The sequence below is a fragment of the Nonomuraea lactucae genome (assembly GCF_003313395.1).
Classification (GTDB): Bacteria; Actinomycetota; Actinomycetes; order Streptosporangiales; family Streptosporangiaceae; genus Nonomuraea; species Nonomuraea lactucae.
This window is the reverse complement of record NZ_QNFZ01000799.1, coordinates 1-5,186: the sequence shown is the minus strand read 5'-3', so window position 1 is coordinate 5,186 and position 5,186 is coordinate 1. Positions and strand designations below refer to the sequence as shown.

Genomic DNA, 5,186 nt, shown 5'->3' with positions numbered 1-5,186 from the left:
CGGCCGTGAGGGGCGCGGGGCTGCGCCGCTCGTGGTCACCCTGCACAACGCGCTCACCGCGGGCGGCCTGGTCGGGTTCGTGTACGGGGTGCTGGAGCGGATCGTGGCCCGGCGGGCCGATCGCGTGCTGGTCGTGTCCCCTGACCTCGGAGAGCGGATGGCGGAGCTGGGGGCGCGCGACGTGCGGCCGGCCGTGGTGCCCGCGCCGCCGCTGCGGCCCGCGAAGCGCACGCCCGAGGAGGTGCGGGAAGGCTTGGGGGCGGGCGAGCGGCCCATCGTGCTGACCGTGGCCCGGCTCGCCCAGCAGAAGGGCCTGGAGAACCTCCTCGACGCCGCGCGCGGCCCCTGGGCCGGGAGCGACCAGGACGGGCGCCACGACGGGGCCCACGACAGGGGCCGCGGCAGGGGCTACGACGGGGGCCGCGACGGGGGGCACGAGGGACGCTCTGCCGAGGAGGCCCCGCACCGTCGGGAGGGCGAGGACGGGGTCCAAGGCCGACCTGCCGCCGGCGAGGTCGTCCCCCGTCGTGGGGGAGGCGCGTTCGGCGGGCCGTTGTTCGTGGTCGCCGGGGAAGGGCCGCTGCGGGGGGCGCTGCAGGCGCGCATCGACGCCGAGGGGCTGCCGGTGACCCTGCTCGGCGACAGGGACGACGTGCCCGACCTGCTGGCCGCCGCCACCGTCGTGGTCTGGCCGAGCAGGTGGGAGGGGCAGCCGCTCAGCCTCAGCGAGGCGCTCATGGCGGGCCGGCCGGTCGTCGCCACCGCCGTGGGCGGGATTCCCGTCCTGCTCGGCGGAGCGGGGGTGCTGGTGCCGTACGGCGACGCCGACGCGCTGCGCTCCGCCGTACGCGAGCTGGTGGAGGACCCGCGGGCTGCGGCGGCGATGGCGGAGGCGGCGGCGCGGCGGGGAGCCGAGCTGCCCGATGCCGACGACGCCGTCGAAGGCGTGCTCGCCGTCTACGTCAAGTCAAGATCACTTGAATGATTAGGCGGAGCATACGCGTTCTCGTATACTGCGTGCGTTAAGGGAGGGGAGTATCCCTTCGCGGCAGCCTCGTCATCACGGTGCAGCCCCGCTCCACGGGGCCCCCGGGGCTGCCGGTCCGCGGTGTGGCGGGCGGGAGAGACCTCCGGCAGTCGATTTGTGCATGCCGGAGGTTGGGTGACGTGAGCGTACCTGTCTGGGCCTATCTCGCCGTGATCGGCGGTCTGCTGGTCGTGTTGGCCGTTGATCTTTGGATTGTCGACCGGGGCGAGGCCCGCGAGTTCTCGATGCGGCAGGCCGGATACTGGGTGACGTTCTACGTCGCGCTGGCCGTGGCCTTCGGGGGGCTGCTGTGGGCCACCGAGGGGCCGGGCAAGGCGGGTGAGTTCTTCGCCGGCTACATCACCGAATACAGCTTGAGCGTCGACAACCTGTTCATCTTCTTCATCATCATGAGCCGGTTCGCCGTGCCCAAGGCCTACCAGCACAAGGTGCTGCTCGTCGGCATCCTGCTCGCCCTGGTCATGCGCGGCATCTTCATCGCGCTCGGCGCCGCCGCCCTCCAGCGGTTCAGCTGGCTCTTCTACGTATTCGGCGCGTTCCTCGTCTACACCGCCGTCAACATCGTGCGTCAGCACCTCAAGGGCGAGGAAGAGGAGTTCAACGAGAACATGGTGCTCAGGTGGGTGCGCAAGGCGTTCCCCACCACGGAGGGGTACGTCGGCTCCAAGATCACCGTGAAGATCGACGGCAAGCGGATGGTCACCCCGATGCTGATCGTGATGATCGCCATCGGCTCGACCGACCTGCTGTTCGCGCTCGACTCCATCCCCGCCATCTTCGGCCTGACCACCGACCCGTTCATCGTCTTCACCGCCAACGCCTTCGCCCTGATGGGGCTGCGCCAGCTCTACTTCCTGCTCGGCGGTCTGCTGCAGCGTCTTGTTTACATCAGTTACGGTCTGGCGTTCATCCTCGGGTTCATCGGGGTTAAGCTGATATCGGAGGCTCTGCACGGCAGCGGCGTCTCCTGGGCGCCCGAGGTCCCCATCTGGCTCTCGCTCTCGATCATCGGCGGCACCATGGTCATCACGACCGTGGCCAGCCTGGTGAAGGCCCGTGTCGACGCGCGCAAGAGCGAGGAGAGCACTCCGACGAGGGCTGGTTAAATGGCTTTCGAGGCGCTTTGCTTGTGTCGTTGTGCCGTGTAATAGTTGCTCACCCTGCAACAGCACGGCGGAGCGCCCTGTCCAGTCCCACAAAAGGTTGTCCGTGTCAGACGATTCTGCAAAGACGAGCCGCGTGCGGCTCGCGCGCGGGGTGTCCCCGTGGCTCTTCCCTACGGTGGCCGCCGCGGTGGTCACCGCGCTGTTGACTCGCCGGCACCGGCGATGGGCGCTCGCGGCGGTGCCGCTGAGCGCGCTGACCGGCGGCATGCTCTGGTTCTTCCGCGATCCCGACCGCGCGCCGGGCGAGGGGCGCGTCCTGTCTCCGGCCGACGGGGTCGTGCAGAGCATCGACCCCTGGCCCGACGGCCGCACCCGGGTCGCGATCTTCATGAGCCCGCTGAACGTCCACGTCAACCGTGCACCTCTTGCGGGAAATGTCGCCTCCGTGCAGCATGTGGCGGGTGGGTTCCTGCCGGCTTTCAACAAGGACAGCGACCAGAACGAACGCGTGGTGTGGCATTTCGAGACGGCGCTCGGCGACGTCGAGATGGTGCAGATCGCGGGCGCGGTGGCGCGCAGGATCGTGCCGTACCTGAGCACCGGGGCGAAGGTCGCGCAGGGCGACCGCGTCGGCCTCATCAGGTTCGGCTCCAGGGTCGACATCTACCTTCCCGAAGGGATCTCGCCGGGAGTCACCGTGGGCGAGAAGACGGTTGCGGGGGTGACCAGAATTGACCACGGCTGACGCCGGCAGCTGGCAGGCGGAGGACGAAGAACCCCGAGGACCGGTCGGCAAGGCGTTCCGGCTCTCGGCCGCCGACTCGCTCTCGCTGGGCAACGCCCTCTGCGGCTTCCTCTCCGTCTGCGTCCTGGCCTCCTCCGCGATCCGCTCGCTCCAGGACGGCGGCGACTTCCGGCCCGCGCCGAGTTACTTCGCGACCGCGGTGGTGCTGCTGCTCATCGGCGCCACCTGCGACCTGTTCGACGGCATGGTCGCCCGGCGCTTCCGCGCCTCGGCGATGGGCGCCGAGCTCGACAACCTCGCCGACGTCATCAGCTTCGGCTTCGCGCCCGCGTTCATGGTCGTGATCTGGGGTGGTTTCACCGAGAGGGTGCCGTTCGCCGCCGTGCTCGCCGCCGCCGCGGCGGTGCTCATCGGGGGAGTCGTACGGCTGGCGAGGTTCGCCTGCGTCAAGACCAAGAGCGGCGACTTCATGGGCCTGCCCATCCCCATGGGGGCCATGACGGTGATCTCCATCGTGCTGCTCTTCGAGCCCGGCCTCCCCGCGCTCCTCGGAGTGCTCGGCGTGGCCTGGCTGATGGTCAGCCGGATCGAATACCCCAAGCCGAAGGGGCAGCTCGCCGCGGTCGTGCTGGGCTGGATCATGGTGAACGTGGCGTTCCTGGCGTTCTGGGTGGCGTGGCCTGAGGGCGGCGACCTGCCCATCAAGATCGGTGCGTCGATGCAGATCGCCCTCGTGGCCGCGATCCCGCTGCGGGTGCTGTTCTACAAGCGGGAGCAGCGCAAGGAGGCCACCCGCGTGGGCGACTGACCCGGTCGTCCGCCGCCGTCTTCGGGTTGGATGGAGTCATGTCAGGCACGCCGCGCGAGCACACCCGCACCTACTACCTCGGCAAGCTGGCCGAGGAGCTGGAGGAGCGCGGCCTGGCCACCTCGCTGCGCGCCTACCCGCCGGCGCTGCGGGTCTGCGACCCCGACAACGCGATGCTCGCCGAGACCGTCGATTGCGTGCCGTTGTCGGACGGGTGGTTCTACCGGTGGTCGTGGGGCGAGGTCGTCGGCCTGGCCGACGACCCGGCGCTCGCGGCCCAGCGCATCGCCCAGGTCATCGCCGCGCGCTGACCTGCCGCCGCTCAGGGCTTACCAGCCGCGGGCCCTCCACTCCGGGAGCGACGGGCGTTCGGCGCCGAGCGTGGTGTCCTTGCCGTGGCCCGGGTAGACCCACGTCTCGTCGGGCAGCCGGTCGAAGACCCGCTCGACCACGTCGGCGTAGAGCTGGTCGAAGCGTTCGGGGTCGTTCTCGGTGTTGCCCACCCCGCCGGGGAACAGCGAGTCGCCCGTGAACAGATGCTGCTCGGTGCCCCCGCCGTCGTAGAGGAGGGCGATCGAGCCCGGGGTGTGGCCGCGAAGGTGGATCACCTCGAGCGTGACCGTGCCGACCGTGATCCGGTCGCCGTGCTCCACCGTGCGGTCCACCGGCACCGGCAGGCCGGGCGCGTCGAGCGGGTGGGCGACGGTCTGCGTGCCCGTCACCTTGGTCACCTGCTCCAGCGCCTGCCAGTGGTCGCCGTGCCGGTGGGTCGTGACGACGGCGCTGATCGGCCGGTCGGAGATCAGGGCGAGCAGCCGGTCCGCGTCCGCGGCGGCGTCGATCAGCACGCCGTCGCCCGTCTCGGTGCAGCGCAGCAGGTAGGCGTTGTTGTCGAACGGGCCCACCGCCAGTTTGCAGATCGTCAGGCCGGGCAGATCGCGGACGTCGGCGGGACCGCCGACCTGGACCTCACCTGTGTAGGTCATGGGTAGTCCTCCGGGGGCGTCGCGGGCAGATCAGCGGGAGCGGGCATGGTCAGCCACGGCGGAGCCGCGGGCACGCCCACGCCCGGCCCGGGCGCGGACTTCCGCCCCTCCCGCACCACCCTAATCCCCTCGCCCCGCGACCGGCCCGTCAGCCAGGCCAGCACGTCCGCCGGCCGGCCCGCCACCGCCGGTCCCCGGCCGAGGTCCTTCCAGGTGGTCACCGTCACGGCGGAGCCGGCGAGCAGCGAGATCTCGCCGACCGTGCTCTCCTCGTACGGCCAGGTCCGCAGGCAGTCGTGCAGCTCACGGAGGACGAACCGCTCGGGCCAGCCGGCCGGGCCGTATCCCGCGTCGAGGTCGACGTGGTGCATGCCGACCTCGCGCAGCCGCCGTACCAGGACGTACCAGGCGGGGTGCGGCGGCGGGCGCAGGCCCACCACCCGCGCGCTCCACGCCTGCGCGGGCATGGCGTCCGCCGCGGCGGCCAGGCGGG

At 71.0% G+C, this 5,186-nt stretch carries 7 protein-coding genes; 5 read left to right on the top strand and 2 right to left on the bottom strand.

Annotated elements, in window-relative coordinates:
• The 5 genes from DQW85_RS27930 to DQW85_RS27910 all read left to right on the top strand — a co-directional run.
• A partial coding sequence (locus tag DQW85_RS27930) for a glycosyltransferase (protein ID WP_113702874.1) occupies positions 1-985 on the top strand: 985 nt, incomplete at its 5' end.
• A gap of 182 nt (positions 986-1,167) precedes the next feature.
• Positions 1,168-2,154 carry a TerC family protein gene (locus tag DQW85_RS27925; RefSeq protein ID WP_113702873.1) on the top strand — a complete coding sequence of 329 codons (987 nt, stop codon included), beginning with the start codon at positions 1,168-1,170 and terminating at the stop codon, positions 2,152-2,154.
• A gap of 103 nt (positions 2,155-2,257) precedes the next feature.
• Positions 2,258-2,899 (top strand): phosphatidylserine decarboxylase, encoded by a 642-nt coding sequence (locus DQW85_RS27920; RefSeq protein WP_205315461.1) that lies wholly within the window; start codon positions 2,258-2,260, stop codon positions 2,897-2,899.
• Positions 2,886-3,707, top strand: a complete 822-nt coding sequence (gene pssA / locus DQW85_RS27915) for a CDP-diacylglycerol--serine O-phosphatidyltransferase (RefSeq protein ID WP_113702871.1) — start codon at positions 2,886-2,888, stop codon at positions 3,705-3,707. The genes DQW85_RS27920 and pssA overlap by 14 nt, the downstream gene beginning before the upstream one ends.
• A gap of 38 nt (positions 3,708-3,745) precedes the next feature.
• Positions 3,746-4,018: a hypothetical protein gene (locus DQW85_RS27910; RefSeq protein WP_113702870.1), complete on the top strand. Its 273-nt coding sequence runs from the start codon at positions 3,746-3,748 to the stop codon at positions 4,016-4,018.
• Between the two features lie 18 nt (positions 4,019-4,036).
• Here DQW85_RS27910 and DQW85_RS27905 read toward each other — a convergent pair whose 3' ends face one another.
• Positions 4,037-4,693: an MBL fold metallo-hydrolase gene (locus DQW85_RS27905; RefSeq protein ID WP_113702869.1), complete on the bottom strand. Its 657-nt coding sequence runs from the start codon at positions 4,691-4,693 to the stop codon at positions 4,037-4,039.
• On the bottom strand, positions 4,690-5,186 hold a 497-nt coding region (locus tag DQW85_RS27900), incomplete at its 5' end, for a maleylpyruvate isomerase N-terminal domain-containing protein (protein ID WP_205315460.1). The genes DQW85_RS27900 and DQW85_RS27905, both read right to left, overlap by 4 nt.